This window comes from Psychroserpens damuponensis, assembly GCF_000826655.1.
Classification (GTDB): domain Bacteria; phylum Bacteroidota; class Bacteroidia; order Flavobacteriales; family Flavobacteriaceae; genus Psychroserpens; species Psychroserpens damuponensis.
Map to the genome: position 1 here is coordinate 12,853 of NZ_JXJO01000024.1, position 24,116 is coordinate 36,968.

The 24,116-nt window shown below is 32.8% G+C and carries 22 protein-coding genes; 12 read left to right on the forward strand and 10 right to left on the reverse strand.

Annotated features, from left to right (window positions below):
* Positions 1–930 carry a PorP/SprF family type IX secretion system membrane protein gene (locus TD29_RS14380; RefSeq protein ID WP_040281571.1) on the forward strand — a complete coding sequence of 310 codons (930 nt, stop codon included), beginning with the start codon at positions 1–3 and terminating at the stop codon, positions 928–930.
* 50 nt (positions 931–980) lie between these two features.
* Here TD29_RS14380 and TD29_RS14385 read toward each other — a convergent pair whose 3' ends face one another.
* From TD29_RS14385 to TD29_RS14395, 3 genes are all read right to left on the reverse strand, one after another.
* A complete protein-coding gene (locus TD29_RS14385; protein WP_040281573.1) occupies positions 981–1,721 on the reverse strand; it encodes an acyl-CoA desaturase in 741 nt (246 codons plus the stop codon).
* 143 nt (positions 1,722–1,864) lie between these two features.
* Entirely contained in the window at positions 1,865–2,434 is a 570-nt protein-coding gene (locus TD29_RS14390) for a Crp/Fnr family transcriptional regulator (protein WP_040281575.1), read from the reverse strand.
* A gap of 49 nt (positions 2,435–2,483) precedes the next feature.
* Complete coding sequence (locus TD29_RS14395; protein ID WP_040281577.1) at positions 2,484–3,821, reverse strand: exonuclease domain-containing protein; 1,338 nt, start codon at positions 3,819–3,821, stop codon at positions 2,484–2,486.
* Between the two features lie 289 nt (positions 3,822–4,110).
* Here TD29_RS14395 and TD29_RS14400 point away from each other — a divergent pair, with 289 nt between their 5' ends.
* The 3 genes from TD29_RS14400 to TD29_RS14410 all read left to right on the forward strand — a co-directional run bounded on the left by TD29_RS14400 (position 4,111) and on the right by TD29_RS14410 (position 7,162).
* Positions 4,111–4,368, forward strand: a complete 258-nt coding sequence (locus tag TD29_RS14400) for a cold-shock protein (RefSeq protein ID WP_084203496.1) — start codon at positions 4,111–4,113, stop codon at positions 4,366–4,368.
* Positions 4,369–4,503: 135 nt separating this feature from the next.
* The gene (locus TD29_RS14405; RefSeq protein WP_040281578.1) at positions 4,504–5,844 is read left to right on the forward strand and encodes a DEAD/DEAH box helicase; all 1,341 of its coding nucleotides are present in this window, start codon (positions 4,504–4,506) and stop codon (positions 5,842–5,844) included.
* Between the two features lie 4 nt (positions 5,845–5,848).
* Positions 5,849–7,162, forward strand: a complete 1,314-nt coding sequence (locus TD29_RS14410) for a DEAD/DEAH box helicase (protein WP_040281579.1) — start codon at positions 5,849–5,851, stop codon at positions 7,160–7,162.
* A gap of 67 nt (positions 7,163–7,229) precedes the next feature.
* Here the strand turns inward: TD29_RS14410 and TD29_RS14415 are convergent, their stop codons facing one another.
* Positions 7,230–7,982, reverse strand: coding sequence for an arylesterase (locus TD29_RS14415; RefSeq protein WP_040281580.1), 753 nt, complete (start codon positions 7,980–7,982; stop codon positions 7,230–7,232).
* Positions 7,983–8,008: 26 nt separating this feature from the next.
* On the opposite strand from TD29_RS14415, the gene TD29_RS14420 reads away from it, so the two are divergent.
* From TD29_RS14420 to TD29_RS14440, 5 genes are all read left to right on the forward strand, one after another.
* Complete coding sequence (locus TD29_RS14420; RefSeq protein WP_040281583.1) at positions 8,009–8,704, forward strand: ABC transporter ATP-binding protein; 696 nt, start codon at positions 8,009–8,011, stop codon at positions 8,702–8,704.
* Between the two features lie 48 nt (positions 8,705–8,752).
* Positions 8,753–11,248, forward strand: coding sequence for an ABC transporter permease (locus tag TD29_RS14425; protein ID WP_040282168.1), 2,496 nt, complete (start codon positions 8,753–8,755; stop codon positions 11,246–11,248).
* 231 nt (positions 11,249–11,479) lie between these two features.
* A complete protein-coding gene (locus tag TD29_RS14430) occupies positions 11,480–13,015 on the forward strand; it encodes an SDR family NAD(P)-dependent oxidoreductase (RefSeq protein ID WP_040281590.1) in 1,536 nt (511 codons plus the stop codon).
* A 48-nt stretch (positions 13,016–13,063) separates the two neighbouring features.
* Positions 13,064–13,969 carry an EamA family transporter gene (locus TD29_RS14435; protein ID WP_040281593.1) on the forward strand — a complete coding sequence of 302 codons (906 nt, stop codon included), beginning with the start codon at positions 13,064–13,066 and terminating at the stop codon, positions 13,967–13,969.
* Positions 13,970–14,017: 48 nt separating this feature from the next.
* A complete protein-coding gene (locus TD29_RS14440) occupies positions 14,018–14,467 on the forward strand; it encodes a KTSC domain-containing protein (RefSeq protein ID WP_040281595.1) in 450 nt (149 codons plus the stop codon).
* 85 nt (positions 14,468–14,552) lie between these two features.
* On the opposite strand, the gene TD29_RS14445 is transcribed toward TD29_RS14440, so the two are convergent.
* Genes TD29_RS14445 through TD29_RS14470 form a run of 6 tightly spaced genes read right to left on the reverse strand, consistent with a single transcriptional unit; the run spans position 14,553 to position 19,461 of the window.
* Positions 14,553–15,359, reverse strand: coding sequence for a type 1 glutamine amidotransferase domain-containing protein (locus TD29_RS14445; RefSeq protein WP_174435345.1), 807 nt, complete (start codon positions 15,357–15,359; stop codon positions 14,553–14,555).
* Positions 15,360–15,375: 16 nt separating this feature from the next.
* A complete protein-coding gene (locus TD29_RS14450; RefSeq protein ID WP_040281596.1) occupies positions 15,376–16,533 on the reverse strand; it encodes an iron-containing alcohol dehydrogenase in 1,158 nt (385 codons plus the stop codon).
* 21 nt (positions 16,534–16,554) lie between these two features.
* Positions 16,555–17,550, reverse strand: a complete 996-nt coding sequence (locus tag TD29_RS14455; RefSeq protein WP_394331538.1) for an NADP-dependent oxidoreductase — start codon at positions 17,548–17,550, stop codon at positions 16,555–16,557.
* Between the two features lie 19 nt (positions 17,551–17,569).
* Positions 17,570–18,202 carry an NAD(P)H-dependent oxidoreductase gene (locus tag TD29_RS14460; protein ID WP_040281597.1) on the reverse strand — a complete coding sequence of 211 codons (633 nt, stop codon included), beginning with the start codon at positions 18,200–18,202 and terminating at the stop codon, positions 17,570–17,572.
* A 7-nt stretch (positions 18,203–18,209) separates the two neighbouring features.
* On the reverse strand, positions 18,210–18,875 hold the full coding sequence (locus TD29_RS14465; protein ID WP_040281599.1) for an NAD(P)H-binding protein: 666 nt from the start codon (positions 18,873–18,875) through the stop codon (positions 18,210–18,212).
* Between the two features lies 1 nt (position 18,876).
* Positions 18,877–19,461 carry a TetR/AcrR family transcriptional regulator gene (locus tag TD29_RS14470; protein ID WP_040281600.1) on the reverse strand — a complete coding sequence of 195 codons (585 nt, stop codon included), beginning with the start codon at positions 19,459–19,461 and terminating at the stop codon, positions 18,877–18,879.
* A 162-nt stretch (positions 19,462–19,623) separates the two neighbouring features.
* On the opposite strand from TD29_RS14470, the gene TD29_RS14475 reads away from it, so the two are divergent.
* From TD29_RS14475 to TD29_RS14485, 3 genes are all read left to right on the forward strand, one after another.
* Complete coding sequence (locus tag TD29_RS14475) at positions 19,624–20,712, forward strand: alkene reductase (RefSeq protein ID WP_040281602.1); 1,089 nt, start codon at positions 19,624–19,626, stop codon at positions 20,710–20,712.
* A 427-nt stretch (positions 20,713–21,139) separates the two neighbouring features.
* Positions 21,140–23,332, forward strand: a complete 2,193-nt coding sequence (locus TD29_RS14480) for a tetratricopeptide repeat-containing sensor histidine kinase (RefSeq protein ID WP_152611531.1) — start codon at positions 21,140–21,142, stop codon at positions 23,330–23,332.
* Complete coding sequence (locus TD29_RS14485) at positions 23,332–24,069, forward strand: LytR/AlgR family response regulator transcription factor (protein WP_052467130.1); 738 nt, start codon at positions 23,332–23,334, stop codon at positions 24,067–24,069. Before TD29_RS14480 ends, TD29_RS14485 begins: the two co-directional genes overlap by 1 nt.
* Positions 24,070–24,116: the final 47 nt, after the last annotated feature.

The following is a 24,116-nucleotide window of genomic DNA, read 5'->3' on the forward strand; positions in this document are numbered from 1 at the left end:
ATGAAATTTACAAAATTATATAATAGCTTATTGCTAAGCGTTTTATTGCTCTTTTGCGTAAGTAAACATTTAAATGCGCAGCAAACAGCTTCGTTTCCCGAGTATAACTATAATCCGTTTATAATTAATCCTGCCTATGCTGGATTATTGCCAACTACCGAAATGACTCTAGCTAATACAGGTTTTAGTGCATTTGATGGAAGTCCTAAAAATATCAGTTTTAGTTTTCATACACCAATTGCAGATCGCAAAATGGGCATTGGAGCAGGAATTATTAGAGACGAAATAGGTGTTACAACATCTACTAGTGCTTTTGTAGCTTATTCTTATAAAATAAGATTTGACTTTCAAGATGATAGGCCATATTGGCAAAATTATGAGCCAGGAACATTATCTTTTGGATTGACAGCTGGATTACAACAATATCAGGATAATTTATTAGAGTTGAATATTATGGATGATATTCAATTTAGTGAAAATATAAATATTACGATTCCAACAATTGGTCTTGGGTTTTTATTTAATCATTCTCGTTTTTATGCAGGAATATCTGCACCTAACGTTATGGGAACGTCTTTAGCGTCAGAAGATGCTGTAAACCTAGAATTTCCTGTTTATGGTTATTTTGGATATCGCTTTTTTAATAATCGTTTTGAGAATTTTATGATTAAGCCAAGCTTATTCTTGAAACACGAAAAAGGAGCACCTTTGTTAGCAGATATGAATGTATCTGTGAGTTACCAAAATAAATTTGAATTAGGAGCAGGTTATAGATCAAGCTCTGCATTTAACGTACTAGCAGGACTTTATATCGCAAAATCATTGCGATGTATCTATCATTATAGTATAATTTCTGGTACGTCTCCTTTAGGAAATCAACACGGACTCATATTAAGCTTTAGGTTTAAAGAAGGCTACAAAACGAAATAAAATAAAGTAACTGTAAATTATTTGATTTTATAAGTTTTCCAATTGACTTGTTAGTTTTTAACTCTTATAGGTTTAAGCTTAATAAAACCTAGAGCATCTAATACTTTTATAATTACATAGGTGACATCAATTTCGTACCATTTTACCCCAAAATTTGCGCGACTTGCATGCTTATGATGATTATTATGATAACCTTCACCCATCATTAAAAAATCAAACCTGAAGAGATTTTTACTCGTATTCTTCATTTTAAAATTCACATAACCATAAATATGGCCAAACCAATTTATAATCACACCATGAATTGGAGCCATTAAAAATGTAATTGGCAGTAATAACCATTGCCACCAAGCTGTTGCAAAATATACAAAAACTAAAATGTAGAGCGCAATCCAGAGCAGTCTAGATATACGAGAACTAGCGAATGTATCAAAGGTTTTCCATTGCGGCACATTTTTAGTAAAACGCTCATCTACAGCAACACGTTGCTTATTAATATCTTGATATACGGTTTTTGTTTTCCACATCATGGCAAACACATTTGCATCATGAGATGGAGAGTGCGGATCTTTTTCTGTATCAGTATAAGCATGGTGCATACGATGCATTACGCCGTAACCATAAGCACTTAAATAACTTGAGCCTTGAAAAATCCAAGTTAGAACGAATGTTAAACGCTCCATTGTTTTAGACATCGTAAATACTTGATGCGCAGCATAACGATGTAAAAAAAATGACTGAAAAAATAAGCCTCCATACCATAGTATTAAGACAAAAATGATGATAACCATAACTTTTTTTGCAAAGATACTTGCAGCTTATGAGCTATACAATGAACCCAAATCAATTAAAGGCTTAAGATTTTCTTAATTAATAGAAGCAAGAAATTTAATTATCACACTCTTTTAAAAAATGTAAAATACTTAAAATTAGATTATATACGTTTTCTAATTCTACTCAATGCTTGAGCAGTGACACCAATATAAGAGCTAATGTACTTTAAGGGAATGACCTTTAATAATTCTGGACGTTCTTTAAAAAGTTTTAGATAGCGTTCTTCTGCTGTTAAATTTAATAGATATTGCTCGCGTTTTGATTTTAACAAAAAGAGACGTTCTGCAGTTAATCTGCCAATGAGATTGCCTATTTGAGTGGTTTTATAAACGTCTTGTAAATCTTGGTAGGTAATGCTTAATATCGTAGTTTTAGTTAAGGCTTGCAATTGATAAGCAGAAGGTGTTTGCGTTAAAAACGAATCGTAAGCACTAACAAATTGGTCTTTAAAGCTAAATCCAAAAGTGATTTCTTTTTCTGAATTTTCCTTCGGAATAAATAAACGCACCACACCAGATTCTATAAATGAAATATGATTTTCTATATCATTAAGCTTTAAAAATACTGTTTTTTTTGGTATTTCACGACGCTGTAATCTAGATGAGAAAAACTCCCAATCGGCATTTGAAATCGTAGCAATTTGATCTATGTAGGCTTTTATTTGGTGCACTTAGTTGTAAGCTTGAAAAATTAGAGCGTGAAGATACGGGTTTGTGATATTATAACTCTACCATTTTATGCTTTAAAATCTTTTGAATATCCATATTGTCTTTTTGTTTAATAAGATAATGCTGCAAATCCTCCTCATGCGTTATTTGCTCTTGTTTATCAATAAAACCGTAGCCTAAATACACATTATTTTTAATCCAGATGAAGGCTTCTTCATTCGCTGCTCTCCCTTTTTCTTTTAAAATGATATCTTTTTTACCTTCAGAAATAGCTTTAATAGCTTCAATAACTCGTTCGTTATAATCACTAATAGACTCTTCATTTCTACAAATACCTTTGCAATTGGTTATATTGTAATGTGAGCATTCCCAAACAGATTCTTGCAAATGGCAATATTTAGGACATAGATTGAATTGTGAACAAATTTTTTCCATATACAAGCGCACATCTCTTACATTAAAAAAAGTAACTAAAGGATTTGGTGTTAAACGCCCTTTATTCATAGCGAGATGAATGATACCATTTCTATCCTCATAAGAAAAAATGGAATAGGATTGAATGGTTCGTTTTGCAACTTTATTATAAATTGGAAAGTTCTGTTTTATTGCAGCATCTTCCATTAATAATGCAATTAGTTCACTGCCAGATAATTCGAAATCGATATCTCTAGTTTCTCTAACCATATCAAGCGATTTTTTCGTTTTACTATAAAAATGGCTCAATACTCTTTTCTTAATATCTTTGGCTTTCCCAATGTATATAATTGTACCCTTTTTATCTTTAAAATAATAAATACCTGGCGAATTTGGTAAGGTTTCAAACGTTTCTTTTGATAAATTAGGAGGCAGAGTAGATTCTCTAGAATTTTTGTTCAGAAAGTCACTAAAAGCCTCACTAGCGTTAGGTTGTTTTAATAATAGTTCAAATAAAACTACTGTAGCTTCAGCATCTCCACGAGCTCTGTGTCTTCCTACTAAATCAATAGACAATGCCTTACAAAGTTTTCCTAAACTATATGATTTATGTCCAGGAAGCAGTTTTCTAGACAAACGTACTGTGCACAATTTTTTTCTTCGGAAATCGATACCTAAACGCTTAAATTCGCCTCCAATGACATTATAATCAAAATTAACATTATGCGCTACAAAAATGGAGTCCTCTGTGATGTCAAGTATATGTTGTGCAACATCCTCAAAAACTGGCGCGTTTGAAACCATCTCATTGTCAATACCTGTGAGAGCTGTAATATGAAATGGAATATCACTCTGCGGATTTACGAGTGTTGTAAATTCGTCAATCACACAGTTTCCATCATATTTAAAAACAGAAATTTCAGTGATACGATTTCCACGTCCAGTAGTTTCAACATCAATTATGGTGTAGATCATGTATTAAAATAGATTTAGTGCTTTTAACCTTTAAAATTATAAAATTTAGAAGATTTTAAATGAGACTGTAAGATAAATGTTTAAAAGCAAAATTTGTAATTTTACTTTTTAAAAATTACAGATTTATGTAATTATTTTCAGAAAAAACTGTAATTATTTTAATTCTACTCGTATAGCAATAAAAGACGATTATCTTTGTTGAAAATTAAATTAAATTAACTTGTTATTTTTGTAGCGTTAATGATTTACAATACTAATAAGAAAGTACAAACATAAAATATAAGTAATAATGATTAATTGGTTAAAAAAACTATTTGGTTCAAGTAATGATTCAGGTTCTAATAAAGGAACACAAGAAGGAACCGTGAAATTTTTTAATTTTAGAAAAGGGTTTGGATTTATAACTCTTGCTGATTCTAACGAAGAGATTTTTGTTCACAAATCAAATGTTATCGGTAAAATTAAAGATAAAAACAAAGTCACGTTCAATATTGAACAAAGTGACAAAGGACCTATCGCAACAAATGTAAAGGTTATAAAAAAATAGACGATCATAATGCCATTAAGAACCATCGTAATTGATGGTTTTTTTTATTTATTATTTTAAAGTATCGTTAAATTCATTTAGCGCTATGATGTTATTCTATAACAAGGTATAGCTATCTTTATCAAAACTATTTTTATGTCACAACGTTTTTCAGAATTAGGAATTAATGATTCACTGCAACAGGCTTTAGCTAATTTAAAGATTTCTGTTCCTACAGATATCCAGGAAAAGTCAATTCCGGTTATTCTCAACCAAACCGAAGATCTTGTAGCTATTGCAAAAACAGGAACTGGAAAAACAGCAGCATTTGGTTTGCCGCTATTGCAAAAAGTTAATTTAGAAAGCGCGTCGGTTCAAATACTAATTTTAGCACCAACGAGAGAATTAGGGCAACAGATTTATAATAATTTAGTCGATTTTTCCGAAGAAAACTCTAAAATATCCATTGCGTCTGTATGTGGAGGAATCCCTATTAAACCACAAATTGAACGGCTTAAAGAAACCACTCACATTGTGGTAGCAACGCCTGGACGTTTAGTTGATTTGGTTAAACGCGGTGCAATTGATATTAAAAGCTTAAATTATTTGGTTCTTGATGAAGCTGATGAAATGGTAACAGCTTTAAAAACTGATCTCGATGTTATTATTAAAGCGATCCCTAAATCGAGGAGAACCTTACTATTTACAGCAACGCTATCTGGTGCGATCAAACAATTGGTTCAAAATTACATGTCAAAACATGTTGTGCAGGTAGAAGCGCATATGGAAACTGTTGGTCATCAAGGCATAGATCATCAATATGTTGTTGTAGAACCTATTGAAAAATTAGAAGTATTACTCCATTTTTTAAATTCTAAAGAAGGTCAACGTGGCATCATATTTTGCAAAACTAAAGCTGCAGTGAATAAGTTAGCTAAAAAACTGGCTATCAATAAATTTTCATCTGGAGCTATTCATGGAAGCTTAACTCAAGGTATTCGTGATCGTATCATGGGACAATTTAGAGAAGGGTTTATTGATATTTTGGTTGCAACAGATTTAGCTGCTCGTGGTATTGATGTTAAAGACGTGGCTTATGTTGTTAATTACCATTTACCTGATACGTATGAAGCTTATGTTCATAGAAGTGGTCGTACAGCTAGAGCAGGAGCAAAGGGCTTATCATTAAGTGTGATACAAAAGGAAGAAGTTGAAGAAATCCCTGAATTTGAAGACGAATTAGGGCTAGTGTTTACTGAATTTAAAAAAGCAAATGCGCAAAGTATAGCCGAAAATAATGGTTTACTTTGGGCTAAAAAGATTTTTAAAACCAAGCCTAATCGTCAAGTTTCTGAAGATTTTAAATCTCAAATTAAAACCATCTTTCACCATTTAACAAAAGAGGAACTGGTTGATAAAATATTAGCAAATTATTTAGCTCAAAATCCTACCGACATATCAAAACCTGAAACTGCTAAACAAGCTAAAAAGAAGTAAGTCTATGGCTCATGATATTAAAAATCGGCAGGATATTCTAAATAAGTTGAATATTGCTGCCTTAAATCCAATGCAAGAGGCAGCGACATCAAGTATTGCACAGGTTGAGAATACTGTAATTTTATCACCAACAGGAACAGGGAAAACCTTAGCATTTGCATTACCACTTTTAGAGTTATTAGATGTTGAATCATCAGAAATACAAGCCTTAATCATTGTACCGTCAAGAGAGTTGGCTATTCAAATAGAACGCGTCATTCGATCTATGGGTTCTGGTTATAAAGTGAATGCTGTTTATGGAGGCAGGCCAATGTCTAAAGATAAAATTGAGCTCAAACATAATCCTGCAATATTGGTAGGAACTCCTGGTCGTATTCTAGATCATTTTGATAATGATCGGTTTTCTAAAGCACATATCAAAACCTTAATTTTAGATGAATTTGATAAGTCTTTAGAGCAAGGTTTTGAAGAAGAAATGCAAGCTATTCTCTATTATTTGCCTAATTTAAATAAACGCATATTAACCTCTGCTAATCAAGCGGTTGATGTTCCTGATTTTGTAGGTTTAGAGCAGCCAAATATTATCGATTATTTAAATGAAAAAGACGAGTCTCGTCTAGCACTCAAATTAGTGATTTCTCCAGATAAAAAGAAATTATCAACCTTACTAGATGTTATTTTGCATATAGGAAATGAGCCAGGAATTATTTTCTGTAATTTTAGAGATAGTATCAATTTGGTGAGTGATTTTTTAAATAAAAACCAAATTAGCCATGCTTGTTTTTCAGGAGGCATGGAGCAAAAAGATAGAGAACGTGCACTTATAAAATTTAGAAATGGTACTTGCCAATTATTAGTTGCTACAGATTTGGCAGCACGTGGTATCGATATTCCTGAGATGAAATTTATTATTCATTATGAATTGCCTATTCACGAAGAGGAGTTTATTCATAGAAATGGTAGAACAGCACGAGTAAAAGCTTCAGGAACGTCTTATATTATAAAATGGAAAGACCAACTGCTTCCAGACTTTATTAACGTCAAAAATCCTATTGATGTGTCTAGCAAAGCGCCTTACAAAAAGCAATATTGGGAAACTTTGTTCATTTCCGGAGGGAGAAAAGATAAAATATCAAAAGGTGATATTGCAGGTTTATTTTTTAAACAAGGCGGACTTAAAAAAGACCAATTAGGTACCATTGAGTTGAAACCAGATTGTGCGTTTGTAGCGGTTCCTGTGGCTTTGGTAGATCAATTGATTAGTACTTTAAACAATAGTAGATTGAAAAAGAAGAAGGTTAGAATTACCGTTCTTTAATTCATTTTCATGTTTTTCTTCGGAAATGTTTAAGCTACACCAAAAGTCTATTGTAGTAAACTATGATCTAATTCGCACGAACCAAAGGTTCTAAAACATCCCAAACTGTGTTGGCAACAATCTTGTGACCTTCTTCGGTTGGATGAATACCATCGTTTTGGTTGAGCTCAGCAATACCACCAACATCTTTTAAAATAAACGGAATAAATTCTAAGTTGTTTTCTTTAGCTAAATCAATATAAATCTGTTTGAATTCTGTGGTATACGATTGACCCATATTTGGAGGCAATTGCATACCTGCTAGAATAATTGTAGTGTCTTTACTTTTTTGCTTTACAACATCAATGATTGATTGAAGGTTTGCACGAGTTTCAGATAAAGCAACACCACGCAAACCGTCGTTAGCACCCAATTCTAAAATAAATATCGAAATGTCTTGTTTTAAAATCCAATCAATTCTACTTTTTCCTCCAGCAGTTGTTTCGCCGCTTAATCCAGAATTAACAACAGTATAATCTGCACCTAAGGCATCTATTTTTTGTTGTAGTAGAGCAGGAAAAGCATCGTTAGTATCATCTAAGCCATAACCAGCAGTGATACTATCTCCAAAACATAAAATGGTTTTTGTTTTATTGTTAGTGACATCTTGCTCAGATTCTTTGTTAGTGTTTTCTACTGTTTCTGATTTCTCGACGGTTTTTGGAGTTTTCTCATTTCCGCAGGAAAACAGAAGACACACGAGCAGAAAATAACAAAACTTTAAGTATTTATGTACGATTGAAGTAGGTAACTTTGCAAGCAATTGATTATTTTGAACCATAGACGTAAGTTGTGAATTTTATTAAAATGAATACATCAAAGATATTAAAGATTACTGGCTTAGAAAAGACATATGCTAGTGGTAACAAAGAATTAACGGTTTTGCAGGACATCTCATTTGATGTAGATCGCGGACAAACATTTTCAATTATTGGACCATCAGGTAGCGGAAAAACAACCTTACTTGGGTTATGTGCTGGATTAGATGAGCCAAATGCTGGTAGTATAGAATTATGCGGACATGATTTAAGCTCTTTAAATGAGGATCAGCGTGCGCAATTACGTAATAAAGAAGTTGGGTTTATATTTCAAAATTTTCAATTGCTACCAACACTTACTGCTTTAGAAAATGTGAGTGTTCCGTTAGAATTGCAAGGAGCAAAAGATGCGGAAAAACGTAGTTTGATCTTACTAGAAAAAGTAGGATTGGCAAATCGCGTGCATCATTATCCGTCACAATTGTCAGGAGGAGAGCAGCAACGCGTGGCTTTGGCAAGAGCGTTTGCCAATGAACCCTCTATTTTATTTGCAGATGAACCGACAGGGAATTTAGATGAAGACACTGGAGAAAAAGTGATTAAACTCTTATTTGACCTTAATAAAGAAGCTGGTACAACATTGGTTATAATATCTCATGATTTAGATCTCGCTAACCGAACCCAACAAATTTTGCGCTTAAAAGGCGGACAAATTTTAACCAATACACGCACAACAGTACAATAATTAAGAGTTTATTAGATTATGAATCCAAGTACAAAATGGCTCTTTAAAATGGCATGGCGAGATGCCAAAGCAAGTAAAGTACGATTACTTTTGTTTATGAGTTCAATAGTTTTAGGAATTGCAGCTGTAGTTTCTATACAATTATTTAGCATCAATCTAAAGGATAATATACAGCGCCAATCAAAAGTATTGATGGGAGCAGATTACATTATTGATTCTAGACAAGAACCAACAAAGAGAGCTCAAGTAATTATTGATTCTTTGCAGCCTAATGCTCAAGAAGTCAACTTTGTATCTATGATTGCGTTTCCAAAAAATGGAGGTGCTAAATTGGTAAAAGTAAGAGGAATTGAAGGTGCGTTTCCATTTTATGGTCAAATACAAACAAAACCAGCAGTTGCTGCAACGAGTTATCAAAATTCAGGTGGAGCCTTGGTAGACGCAACCTTATTGCTTCAGTTTAATACCAAAGTTGGTGATTCTATAAAAGTAGGTGAGCTTACATTACCAATTGTTGGAGCTTTAAAATCTATTCCTGGTAGCAACGCTATTTCTAGCTCAGTTGCACCTCCAATTGTGATTCCTTATCATTTTTTAGAAGACACCAAGTTGTTGCAATTTGGGAGTAGAAAAGAATATCAGTTTTTTTATAAAACGACCAACGATTTCGATTTAGAAGCTTTTGAAGATATTATTGACCCTATGTTGGATTTTGAAAATGCCGATTTAGACACACATACCAGTACAAGTAAGCGTTTGGGTAATCGTTACGATAATGTGGACAAATTTTTGAATCTAGCTGCATTTATAGCCTTATTATTGGGTTGTATAGGTATTGCGAGTTCTGTTCATATTTATATAAAGGAAAAATTAAAATCGATAGCGGTTTTAAAATGTATGGGAGCATCTAGACGACAAAGTTTCATGATATTTCTAATTCAAATTGCAGGTATTGGTATAATTGGCGGACTTATAGGATCCATCATTGGGATTGCTCTGCAAGAGCTATTTCCATATCTGTTGCAATCGTTTTTACCGTTTACAGTTGAAATCAGTATTTCATTTTTACCAGTTATAATAGGTGTTTTTCTAGGTTTATTTATGTCTGTGCTTTTTGCACTATTGCCACTTATTAATACTTGGTATGTGTCACCTTTAGAAGTTTTAAGAGTAGGAGAGAGTGCGTCAAAAAGTTCTAATAAAACACAGTTAATCGTTGTAAGTGGTATTGTAATATTCTTGATATTGTTCTCATTTATTCTAGTAGGTAATATAAAATATGCTTTAGGTTTCGTGTTAGCAACTCTTGTGACTTTTGCAATTTTAGCAGGTATTGCTTTATTGAGTATGAAGGCAGTAAAAACGTTTTTTCCAAAGCGTTTTGGATTTGCAGCTCGCCAAAGTTTGTTAAATTTATTTAGACCTAACAACCAAACTATGGTATTAGTTGTTGCTATTGGATTAGGGACATTTTTAATAAGCACTTTATATTTTACTAAAGATATTTTATTATCTAAAACAGAAGTAGCAGATACTGCAGATGCCGCAAATATTATTATTTTAGATGTTCAAAATGAGCAAAAAGACGCTGTAGAAAAACGCATACAAAGTTTAGAATTACCCATTTTAGATAATATTCCAATTGTAACCATGCGTGTTCATAGTATTAAGGACCAATTGGTAAATACGTTACGTCAAGATTCAACACGTCAAATTAGAAGTTGGGTTTTAAACCATGAATTTAGAGCAACCTATCGAGATGCGCTTACGACTTCCGAAGATATTATATCTGGAGAATGGACACCAAAAATTAAACCCAATGCTCCAATTCTTATTTCCTTATCAGAAAATTTAGCGTTAGACGCAAAAGTTAAGGTTGGTGATGCCATTGTATTTAATGTGCAAGGTGTACTTATGAATACTGAAGTGGGAAGTATTAGACAGGTAGATTGGGCACAAATAAAACCAAATTTTACTATTCTTTTTCCTAAAGGTGTTTTAGAACAAGCGCCTCAATTTAATGTAATAACAACTGCTGTTCCAAACGAGGAAAAATCTGCAGAGTTGCAACGAGAATTAGTGTCTGGATTTCCAAATGTATCGGTTATTGACTTACGACAAGTGTATACAGTTGTTGAAGATATATTAGATAAAGTATCATGGATTATAAACTTTATGGCATTTTTTAGTATTCTCACAGGAATTATTGTATTGATAGGTTCTGTTAGAACCAGTAAATATCAGCGTATTAAAGAAAGTGTTTTACTGAGAACGCTAGGTGCGCAAAACAAGCAAATTTTAAAAATAGCATCGTTAGAATATCTCTTTTTAGGAATTTTAGGCAGTTTAGTAGGCATTTTATTGGCATTGGCTGGCAGTATGTGCTTAGCATTATTTGTGTTTAACGAGCCTTTTGTGCCATCTATGATTCCGTTTTTTGTGTTTTTACCAGGCATTAGCCTGTTGGTGGTTGTGATTGGGTTGAGCAATATTCAAACGGTTTTACGCAGTTCGCCATTAGAGGTTTTAAGACGAGAAGGCTAGGCATACATTTTTTGTTTAAACACTTTTATTTCTGAAATGTGCCAGATTCAAATTCGTCGTTCTAAAATCTATTGGTTTAAACGGGTTTGTAGGTTTTACATTTCCGAAGTAAATAAAACATAGAATCTAAGAATAATCTTATTTGCCTAATGTTGCAATTTGTATCTTGCACCACAAATTAGGAATCGTTGCATGTAACGTATTTCTGAAAAAAATGAGTCATTTTCCGTTATGAGTGAGCAAAACTTTAAAAAAAATGTCGATTTCTGTATTACGACCTTACAAAAAATATTAGATGATTCTAATCAACTCTATGACCTTCCCGAAGACCAAAGAGTTGCGCTTATTAAAGTGGCTGGACAACTTTCTAGACCAAGTCGTGATGAGCATAAACGTCGTAAAAAAGATGCTAAAAAAGCTATAAAACGTAAGATGATTGCTCGTGATAAACATGCACGAAAAACAACTGGAATACGTTCGGCTAGAGAAGCGAGTATTTTTACAGCACCAAAATTATTGGCTCCTGCACAAACTCAAAAAGATACTCCAGAATTAGAATCACCAAGAAACTGTTACGTGTGTAAAACGGTGTACACAAAATTGCATCACTTTTATGATACTATGTGCACAGAATGTGGTGATTTAAATTATGCGAAGCGTTTTCAAACCGCCGATTTAACAGATCAGGTTGCTGTGATTACTGGCTCTCGATTAAAAATTGGGTATCATATTACGTTAATGTTATTACGATCTGGAGCAACGGTAATTGCAACAACTCGTTTTCCGGCAGATTCTGCTATTCGATTTTCAAAAGAAGATGATTATAGTACATGGAAAGATCGTTTGCATATTCATGGATTAGACTTACGTCATATACCAAGTGTCGAGATATTTTGTAATTATATAGAGCAACAATATGATCGTTTAGATATTTTAATTAATAATGCAGCTCAAACGGTTAGACGACCTTCTGGATTTTATTTTCATTTGATGGAATATGAAAAGAAGCCTATTTCAGAATTGCCACAACGCGCACAAGAGTTGTTAAAGAGTCATGTGAGTTGCCTGCAAGAATTGTCAGATTTGAGTGTGTCTACCTCAAAAACCGCTAAAAATGATGTGTTGCCTGTGACTTGGCATGGTCCAGAACCCGGAATTGGTTTGCGTTCTTCGGCAGAGTTATCACAAATACCTTATAGTTTTGATAATGCGTTACAAGCTAAAGAAGTATTTCCTGAAGGAGAATTAGATGCCGATTTGCAGCAAGTAGATTTAAGAAAAACCAATAGCTGGCGCTTAACTTTGGGTGAAATACAAACTACCGAAATGGTAGAAGTACAGCTAGTAAATGCCGTAGCTCCTTTTGTACTTTGTAATCGTTTGTCTAATTTAATGAAGAAAGAGAATACTGGTAAAAAGCATATTATTAATGTCTCTGCTATGGAAGGAAAATTTCATAGATTTAAAAAGGAAGACCGTCATCCGCATACCAACATGGCAAAAGCAGCTTTAAATATGTTAACGCATACATCATCTGCAACTTTTGCAAAATCTGGAATTTATATGAATGCAGTTGATACAGGTTGGGTAACCGATGAGGATCCTGCAGAATTATCAAAACGTAAAGTAGAAATTCATGATTTTCAACCACCTTTAGATATCGTAGATGGTGCAGCTCGTGTTATGGATCCATTAATTGATGGTATTAATACTGGTAAGCATTGGTGTGGTAAATTTTTGAAGGATTACTTTCCAATAGATTGGTAGAACAACCATTTTTATATAAACTAGTTTTAACCTAACTACATGATTATAATGCCTAAATTAAGCTCTAAAGCCTTAATCATTATTGCGTTTTTTGCTATATACGTGATTTGGGGTTCTACATATTTGCTCAATAAAATCTCTGTAACTGAGTTGCCTCCATTTTTCTTGGCTGGTATTCGCTTTTTTTGTGCAAGTATATTGATATTTAGTATTGCAAGAGTACTAAAGTATAGTTTAAAAATTACAAAGAAACAGCTTCTTAATTCAACCTTTGTAGGCTTTTTGTTTTTAGTGTATGGCAATGGTGTGTTTGTTTGGGCTTTGAAGTATGTAGATAGTGGTTTTGGAGCTTTATTGGCATCTACACAACCCTTGTTTGTATTGCTTTTAATGCGATTGATAGATAACAAAAAAATGAAACCAAAATCTCTAATAGGTGTTGGACTTGGTATTGTAGGCATGTATCTTTTAGTAAGTCAGAAAGAAATGGTTACCAATGAAGATACTTTATTAGGTATTTTTATGATTTTTACGTGCGTATTAGGTTGGAGTTATGGTAGTGTTTTTGTAGCTAAAGCCGATGTGCCTAAAAATTATTTTGTAAGTACAGGATATCAAATGTTAATTGCAGGAGTTATTCTTTTAGCCACTAGTCTCTTGTTTAAAGAACCTTGGGTATCACCAGTTCATTGGAGCTCAAAAGTGCAATTAGCGATGTTAGCCCTTATAACAGTTGGTAGTATTGGTGCTTTTACAGCTTTTAATTATCTTTTAAAACAAGTATCTACAGAGAAAGTGGCAACGTCAGCATATATAAATCCAATTATTGCTATGCTTTTAGGATGGTATGTTTTAGATGAAACATTAAGTGTACAGTCTATAATTGCTGCTGCCATATTACTTACAGGTGTTTATTTTATTACGTCTAGAAAAAAGCCTCATACATTATCGTAATTCATTTAAAAATAGGTTGTACTTTCGCGCGCTCAAACTACAGTTGAAATGAAACGTATAAAACAATACAAGAAACTTTTTGGTATAGAAAACGAGATTGATTTAAAAATTCTTAAAAAATCGTATCGTAATTTGGTGAAAGAATGGCATCCTGACAAATTTCAAGATGGACATGAATTACAAGAGGAAGCAGAAATCCAAAGTAGAACTATTATCGATGGGTATCACTTTTTAGTGAGTATGGCTCCAGAAACAAAAGCTGCTAATTTGGAAGCCTATACTGAAACAATAACTAATGTAGGTATAGAAGATTATCAACACAAAGGGATGTTGCTAGAAATCAGTTTTCTAGATGGATCAACTTATGAGTATTTTGGTGTTACAAAACAAGTGTACATTAAAATGATTAATAGCGGAAAAATTAATCGTTTTGCAAAACGCTCTATTTATCCTAAATATACGTATAGAAAATCTAAGCGTACACTTGAAAATGCTTAGATATGGATTTTAATAATCTACTTAATGATATATAAAAAAAGGGTTAACCAATTGGTTAACCCTTTTTGATACTATGTAATAGAACTTATTTTAAGCTTTCTAATAATTTTTCTGCAACTAACTCAGATGATGCTGGATTTTGTCCAGTAATTAAATTTCCATCTTGAATAGCGTAAGCTGCCCAATCTTCTTTTTTAGAGTAGATTCCTCCATTTTCATTTAACATGTCTTCCACTAAAAATGGAACGACCTTTGTTAAACCAACAGCATCTTCTTCAGAATTTGTAAACCCTGTTACTTTTTTACCTTTTACTAATGGTTCTCCATCTGTTCCTTTAACATTTTTTAAGGCTGCTGGAGCGTGGCATACAAATGCTACAGGCTTCTCTTGTGTGTTAAATTTTTCGATTAAAGCAATGGACGTTTCATCGTTTGCTAAATCCCATAATGGTCCGTGACCTCCTGGATAAAATACAGCATCAAAATCGTCTGCGTTTAAATCGGCTAACGTGTGTGTATTTGCAATTAGAGCTTTTGTTTCTTCGTCTTTATTGTAACGCTCAGTATCTTCTGTTGCTGCATCTGGTGAATCGCTACTTGGGTCTATTGGTGCAGCACCACCATTTGGTGTTGCAATAGTGATTTTAGCACCTTTGTCTAATAATGTGTAATATGGATTTGCGAATTCTTCAACCCAAAATCCTGTTTTCTTTCCTGTGTCTCCTAATTTATCGTGTGATGTTAATACAAATAATACGTTCATATCCTTTTCTTTTTTTGTTCTTGTTTTTTCTTCGGAAACGATTTCCGAAGCAACCTTATTTTTAGCATCATTGCAGCTTGAAGCTGTAATAATGGTTAGTGCTAAGGCCATAGTTTTGATTACTTTCATTTAAATTCTTAAAAATTTAGTAGGCCATTTTTACAATTTTCTCTGCATCTTCTGGCATTAAAGCTTGACGTTCGCCTAGTTTCCAACCTCTAGCTTTAAAACGTTTAGCGACTTCTTCTGCAGTGCCTTCGTAATTGTTAGTGTAGTCTGATAACTTCGTATCAATACCTAGTTCATGGAAAAACGCTTCAGTTTTAGCAATAGCTTCATAGGCTTTATCGTCTGTACTACCTTCAGTAATATTCCAAACACGCTCACCATATTGTGCTAATTTTTCTTTTTTAGCTTCAAAATTATATTTGTAATGACTTGGTGTAATTACAGCCAAGGTACGTGCATGATCTATTCCAAATAAAGCTGTTAATTCGTGGCCCATCATGTGGATTGCCCAATCTCCTGGAACTCCTTTTTGTATTAGTCCGTTGAGCGCCATCGTACAACTCCACATAAAGTTAGACGCTGCTTGGTAATTTGTGGGATCTTTTAAAACCGTTGGTGCAACTTCCACTAAGGTTTGTAGTATACTTTCTGCAAAACGATCTTGTAATAATGCGCCAATTGGATACGTCATGTATTGTTCTAAAACGTGTGTAAACGCATCGGTTAATCCATTTGCTAATTGACGCTCTGGAATAGACGTAATCACTTGTGGATCTAAAATAGAGAACTTAGGAAATAAACCTGGTCCACCCATGGCAAGTTTCTCTTTAGTTTCTTCACGTGTAATAACTGCTCCAGAATTCATTTCAGATCCTGTTGCCGGTAGCGTTAACACAGTTCCAAATGGCATTCCTTTTTCGGTTCTAATATTTTTAGTTAATATATCCCAAGGCGTGTCACCATCATAAACTGCTGCTGCAGATAAAAATTTAGTTCCGTCAATTACAGAGCCACCACCAACTGCTAGTAAATAGGTGATATTTTCATCTTTAATAACTTTTAAAGCCTCCATTAATGTAGCATATTCTGGATTTGCAGGAATACCTCCAAACTCAGTGACATCAACATCTGCTAAAGCGGTTTTTACTTGGTCGTAAATTCCGTTTTTCTTAATACTTCCTCCACCATAAAGTAATAATACTTTCGCATCTGCAGGAATTTCTTGGTTTACTTTTTCTATAGTATCCTTTCCAAAAATAATTTTGGTTGGGTTTTTAAAATCAAAATTGTTCATCTTCTTTTTCTGTTTTGGTTATTATATTTTTACAATCATTTTTCCTTTGTTTTTACCTTCAAATAAATCGATAAAAGCTTGAGGAATATTATCGAAACCATCAACAATAGTTTCGGTATAGGTTAATTTGTCTTCAGATAACCAACCTGATAATTTTTGAATCGCTTCTGGAAATTTTTCAGCATAATTACTAACAATAAAACCTTGCATTAGCGCACTGTTTTTTACTAAAAATGGTTGTACACTTAAACTAGTTGGTAATTCACTTTCATTATACACTGAAATGGCACCACAAATTATAATTCTTGCAAACTGATTTATACTGAATAAAACAGCGTCAGATATTGGTCCGCCAACATTATCAAAATACACATCCACACCATTTGGCGCAGCTTCTGCAATGGCAGATTTCATATCTTTTGTGGTGTTGTAATTGATACCTTTATCAAAACCGAATTTACTTTTTATCATCTCGATTTTTTCATCTGTACCAGCAATTCCAATAACACGTAAACCTAGAATTTTTGCTATTTGTCCAACAACGCTACCAACTGCTCCTGCAGCTCCAGAAACTACAATGGTTTCGCCTTTTTTAGGTTTTCCTATTTCGGTTAAGCCTAAATAAGCTGTTAATCCTGTCATGCCTAAAACACCTAAATAGGTACTTAAAGGTGCTTTTTTTGGATTTACTTTATTTAAGCCTTCACCATTAGACACTTGTTGTGTAGACCAGTTTAACATTCCAGAAACGTAATCTCCAACTTGGAATTTTTCGTTTTTAGATTCTAAAACTTTGGCTACAACACCAGAGTGTACAGGTTCGTTTAATTTAAATGGCGGAACGTATGATTTTGCATCGCTCATGCGTCCTCTTAAATAAGGATCTACAGAAACATAAGCTGCTTCTAATAAAATTTCATCATCTGCGGTTGTAAGTGTTTTATCTTCTTCTACAAATTCAAAATTTGAAAGTGTAGGTTTCCCTTCAGGTCTACTTTTTAATTGTATCGTTTTCATATTCATTTTCATTTTTAATTTATTCAATTACAGTTACAATCTCGTTAATAGGTCTTCTAACCTTAACAAGATTTACTAACCAATCTTCATCCTCTTTTCTATAGCCAATAGGTAATAACACAGCACTACGCAATCCTTTTTCGCGTAATCCTAAAATTTTATCTACAGCATCTGGCTCAAAACCTTCTAAAGGCGTTGCATCTACACCTTCAAAAGCTGCAGCTGTTAAAGCTTCGGTAAATGCAATGTAGGCTTGTTTTGAAGCGTGGATAAAGTTTTCTTCTGGATCTTTTTGAGGATACATGGCTAAAAGCATTTGTCTATAATTTTCCCAACCTTCGTTTTTAAAACCACGAATATCGTTGGTTAAATCGAACATATAATTAATACGTTCTGGCGTGTAATGGTCCCAAGCAGCAAAAACTAAAAGGTGAGAACAGTCTGTAATAACAGATTGATTCCAGGCCACTGGTTTAATTTGTTCTTTAATATCATGGTTTTTTATAACAAATATTTCAAAAGGTTGTAAACCTGATGATGTAGGAGCTAAGCGTGCCGCTTCAAGAATCCGTTCTATTTTATCTTCGGAAACTTTCTCGCCATTCATGGCTTTTGCAGCGTACCTCCAATTTAATTTGTCTAGTAATTCCATATCTATTTTAATTATTTTTCGTGATTCTTTTTATATCGTTTGAAGTAATAATGACTTCGGCATGACTTTTACTATTGGCTAAATTTATCATGGCTTGAGCCATATTTTTAGGATCTGTAATTTTGTATTTCTTTAATTTTCCGAAGAATAAAGGCTGAATAACTTTAAATACAGCTTTGCCAATATCTTCTAAAGTGCGATTTTCTTTACGGTCTCCACCAATTAATGATGGTTGAAAAATGAACGTTTTTTTAATGCCTTGTTTTAACACATCGCGTTGCATTTCGCCTTTCGTTTTATTGTAAAACACGCTACTTTTTGCATCTGCACCTAAAGCTGAAATGACTAAAAAAGTTTCAATGCCATTGGTTTTAGCTAATTTTGCTGCCGATACAGGAATGCCATAATCTATTTTTTTATATAAATCTTTATTTGGTGTTTTTGATTTTGTGGTACCAATACAACAGAATACTTGATCTCCAGTAAAATCGCTTTTAAACTGTTCTAGCTCTAATAAATCACCTATAAACTGCGTGACTTTACTTGGTAAACCTTCAAGTTTTGAACGTGAAAATAACTTGATGCTATCATAACGCTCATCTTTAATCAATTGGCCTAATAATAAACCTCCTGTTAATCCTGATGCACCTAATATAATTGCTGTTTTTTTCATGTTATTGACATACTTTTATGCTGCTCCAAGCAGATTGATAAGCTTCTTCTAAATGGGTTTTATCCAATGTAAAAACACCACGTTTTTGTATGATCATTAAAAACGATAACGGATTAATAGCATAAGCATACAATAAATAATCAGACAACGGCTTTATAATACCTTCTTGTTTACCACGTTGCCACAGGTCGAGTAGTGGCTGCAGGTGTTTAATACCTTCTTGTCTACTTACTTCATCAATCATTGGTGTGTTATCACATTGTGCTAAAAACATGGCATTTTCGCACTCCTTTAGTTTGAAGTCTGCAATACGATTCCAAATTAATTTAAAACCAGCTTCTACAGACATCGTTTCGTTATATGTAGCAAATGCATATTTTGTGTATTCGGCTTTAACTTCTACATAAGTTTTATTTACTAAATCTTGTTTATTTTCAAAATATAGATAGATTGTAGCTGGTGAGACCTTAGCCATTTTAGCTATTTTACTCATTGGTGTCGCATGAAAACCGTTGTTATTAACCAACTCTATTGTCGCTTTGACCAATGCGTTTCGTTTATCTATACTTTTTTGAAGTTTTCCCATTTCAGTTTAAATTCTGATGCAAATATATATAAAAATGAACGTTCATTCTTTTTTTTTAACAAAGGTTTATCGTTTACTCTAATACTTCGTTAAACTTATTAAAATTAGTCGTTGAGCAAAATGTTGTATTATAGTTTTGCATGAAAAGAAATCAAAACTAAGATGAGCAAGCAACACCTTTTAACACCGTATAATAAAAATATTTCATTAAAAAATAGAGTCGTGATGGCACCAATGACGCGCAGTCGTGCCGATAATGATGGTAAAGTGCCAACTAACGCTTTACAGGGTTTGTATTACGAGCAACGTGCATCGGCTGGATTAATAATTACTGAAGGATCTCAAGTCTCTAAACAAGCTGTTGGTTATATAAACACACCAGGAATCCATACCAAAGCACAAGTAGAAGGTTGGAAAAAAGTTACACAACGTGTACACGATAAAGACGGTAAAATATTTATACAATTATGGCATGTTGGACGTATATCGCATCCAAATTTTCATGATGGCGATTTACCAGTTTCGGCTTCAGCCATAAATCCAGACGCTAAATCGTTTACACCAGATGGTTTTAAAGATACAGTAACACCAAAAGCAATGACTACTGAAGAGATTAAACAAACCGTTAAAGATTTTCAAAATGCAGCAGCAAATGCGGTAGAAGCTGGTTTTGATGGTGTTGAAATACATTCGTCTAACGGTTATTTATTTCAGCAGTTTTTTAATGCTTGCTCCAATGAAAGAAGCGATGAATATGGAGGTTCGATTGAAAATAGAGCGCGTTTCTTTTTTGAGGTTTTAGATGCTATGAAGGAGGTAATTCCGCAGGAAAAAATTGGCGCACGTTTTAATCCGTCGTTGCATGGAATGTCTGGGATAACTGTAGATGAAGAGACCATTCCTACGTTTGAATACATCATTAAAAAATTGAATGATTACAACTTAGCGTATATTCATTTATCTGAACCATTTACAGATGTCTCTGAAGTGCCTTTTGCTGTCACAGAAATTGCAAAACATTTTAGACCATTATACAACGGAACATTAATGATTAATACCGATTTTGATCAAGAGAAAGGAAACCAAGTTTTAGAAACTGGTGATGCCGATTTAGTAGCCTACGGAAAACCATTTATTTCTAATCCAGATTTAGTAGAACGTTTTGAAGACAATATTGAATTAGCAGATTGGAATAAGGATACATTTTACACCACAGGACCTGAAGGTTATACCGATTACCCGAAGGTATAAAGCCATAAAATAATAAACATAAAAAGCGTCTAAATTAATTTTTTTGGCGCTTTTTTCATTTAATTTAAATCCTAACAAAACTAAATTTTAGTGCTATAACATGTGTTAATTTTTTAGAGAAAGTTTATGAGATGATAGATTTAATAATAATCAATAAATAAATGTGAGTTATAAGTGTATCACTTCGGAAATGTAAAACACTTTATAATTAGAGATTAATATTCATAAGACGTAAAACTAGAGAAAACAAAAATTGAAAGCGCTTATAGACTGAAACATTACGAATATATGTTTAACTTGTGTATACATTGATTATCTGTTTATAATTAGGTTCTTAATTACTATCATTAGTTTTTTTAGATTTGAGATAGAAAACCTTTATACTGAAATTAATGAAAAACACTATTAACGTGTGTTAGTTTAAACTATGAAAAACATCAAATTATCAATAATATTTTTAATCGTCTTGATGACTTTTCAAACATTCACTTTTTCACAAGAGAGAACGATAGATAGTTTAAAAAATGCTTTAATTCTTCACAAAACAAATGATACTACCAAAGTTAACCTACTAAATAAACTATCCTTAAGTTACAATAGTTTTGATGTGAACAAATCTATTGAAATTGCTCAAGAGGCGAATGATTTGGCAAAACAACTTAACTATAAAAAAGGTGAGGCGAGGAGCCTCATTAGACTAAGTAATATTCATCGTAAAAAAACCGAATTAGATGAAGCTAAAACTTTAGGTCATCAAGCACTCCAGTTATATGAAGAACTTAACGATGAAAGCGGAATTAATGATTCTTATATAAGTCTAGGCAGTTTGGCATATCGAAATAACAATCCAAAAACAGCCTTAGAATACTTTGAAAAAGCACTAATATATAGTCAAAAAACAGATAATTTAAAGCAACAAGCCTTTATATTAAATAACATAGGTACGATAAGCTATGCGCAAGGTAATTTGGACGATGCATTGTCTTATTTTAAAAAATCATATGCTATTAGAGACCAATTAGGTGATAAAAAATTAGCCTTAGATGCCATAAGTAATATTGCAACTATTTGTCTTAATCAAGGAAAATATACCGAAGCCTTAGAAAATTATAACCATTGTTTAAATATCTATCGAGAAGATAATAATAAGCGTGGTATTGCACATATAACTTATAATATGAGCGCAGTATATTATGAATGGCAACAATACGATAAAACACTTAAGTATTTAGAGGAGTCATTAGCGCTTCATAAAGAATTAAAAAATAGGGGAATGATAGCCAGCTGCCTAGTCAATATAGGAGCTGTTTATGCCGATTTAAAAGAATTCCCCAAAGCTTTGGAGTTTATCACAGCATCATTAAACCTAAGTAAAGAAATTGATGATATATCAGAACTAAGTGCTTGTCATTTTCAACTTGGAGACTTACGTTTTTTAATGGGACAACCAAAAATAGCCCTAAAACATTATAAAACTTGTTTGGAGCTAAGCGAGACTTTAGATAGTAAAATATTTATATGTCATTCTCATATAGGCATGGCTAAAACATATATTGAATTAAAAAATTATACAAAAGCTTTGCATCATGCTTTAGAAGGAAAAAAAATAGCCGATGAGTTACAACTTTTATCGCAACAAAAATTAGCATCTGGAATTCTGGCAACAGTTTATAGTAAAATGGATAATTATAAAAATGCATTTAAAAGCCATCAAGAGTTTAAAGCGCTAAACGATAGTCTTTTTAATAAGGAAAATGTAGAAAAAATAACACAACTAGAATACGAATATAAATATAAGCAAGCCTTAGATTCTGCAAGTATTAGAGAATTAAAATTAACAAAAACAGTAAAAGATACGAATCAAAATCTCGAGAAATCTCAGCGCAATTTGTTTCTTGGTGTCATAGCTTTTTTAATTTTGGCTATAGTTTTAGGTGCTATAATTTTCTTTTTAAAATTACGCAATGAAAAAGCTAAAACTCAAAACATTGAAATAGAACAAAAATTATTACGTTCTCAAATGACACCTCATTTTATTTTTAATTCTTTATCAGTTTTACAAGGCATGATTTTGAATAAAGAAGATAAAAAATCGGTACTATACCTTTCTAAGTTTTCAAAATTATTGCGTATCACATTAGAAAACTCAAGAGATAAAGTTGTGCCATTGCATGAAGAATTAACCGCAGTAAATAATTATTTAGAGCTTCAAAATTTAGAAGTTAGTCAATCCTACCAATACACTATTTTAGTAGATGAAGCTTTAGATGTATCTGTGTTTGAAATACCTCCAATGCTTATCCAACCATTTATTGAAAATGCCATTGAGCACGGTTTTAAAAATCAAAAAGAAAATAGAAAAATTGATATTCAACTTAAGTACCTTAATAAAGATTTAATTTGCACAATTAAAGACAATGGTGTGGGTATTAATGCACAAAAAGAACCTAAAAAGAGACATAAAAAATCATTGGCAACGACAATCACCAACGAACGATTAAAGATAGTTTCAAAAGAGTTTAAAACAAATGGATCTATTCATATTGAAAACAGAAAAGTTTATGATGAGCAAGGTACAATTGTAACATTAATAATCCCATATAAAAAGCGAGTAGTATAATGAAAGCAATAATCGTAGAAGACAAAGCATACATTAGAAAAGGTCTACTTAATTTATTAGATCTTTTAGAAACGGAAACTCAAATTATTGGAGAATGCGAATCTGTAAAGGACGCTGTAATTGTCGCAAATGCTTGTAAGCCTCAACTTATATTTCTTGATATCAATCTTACAGATGGGACTGGGTTTGATTTTATCGACCAAACAGAACACCTAAACTATAAAATTATTTTTATAACGGCTTACGAAGAATTTGCTCTCCAAGCTTTAAAAATTGGAGCCGTAGATTATTTATTAAAACCAGTAGATGTTGACGAACTTCAAATCGCTTTAAAAAAAGTACATGCATTGCCTATTTCCGAACAAAAAAAACAAATACAAACAGTAAAAAAAATCTGGAATAACGAAGGCTCTCAATTAATATTATCACTCCATGATAGTTTTCAAGTTATAGATTTAAACGAGTTGTTATTTTGCGAAACAGATAAAGGTTACACCACGTTTTACTGTAGTGATGGTAAAAAATACATGGTGTCTAAAACCTTAAAAGAATTTGAAGAGCAACTATCTAATGCAAATTTTACGCGTCCGCATCAATCATTTATGGTTAATTTAAAGTTTATCGATAAATATGACAAGTCTGGACAAATTCATTTAAAAAACGGAAAAAAAATCCCAGTATCCTCAAGAAAAAAAGAGTCTTTTCTATCAACATTTTTAAACTGGAACAAAAGCTAAACTCTTTTCTTTATCAAGTTAGCATTTCAACCTCGCACAAGATCCTC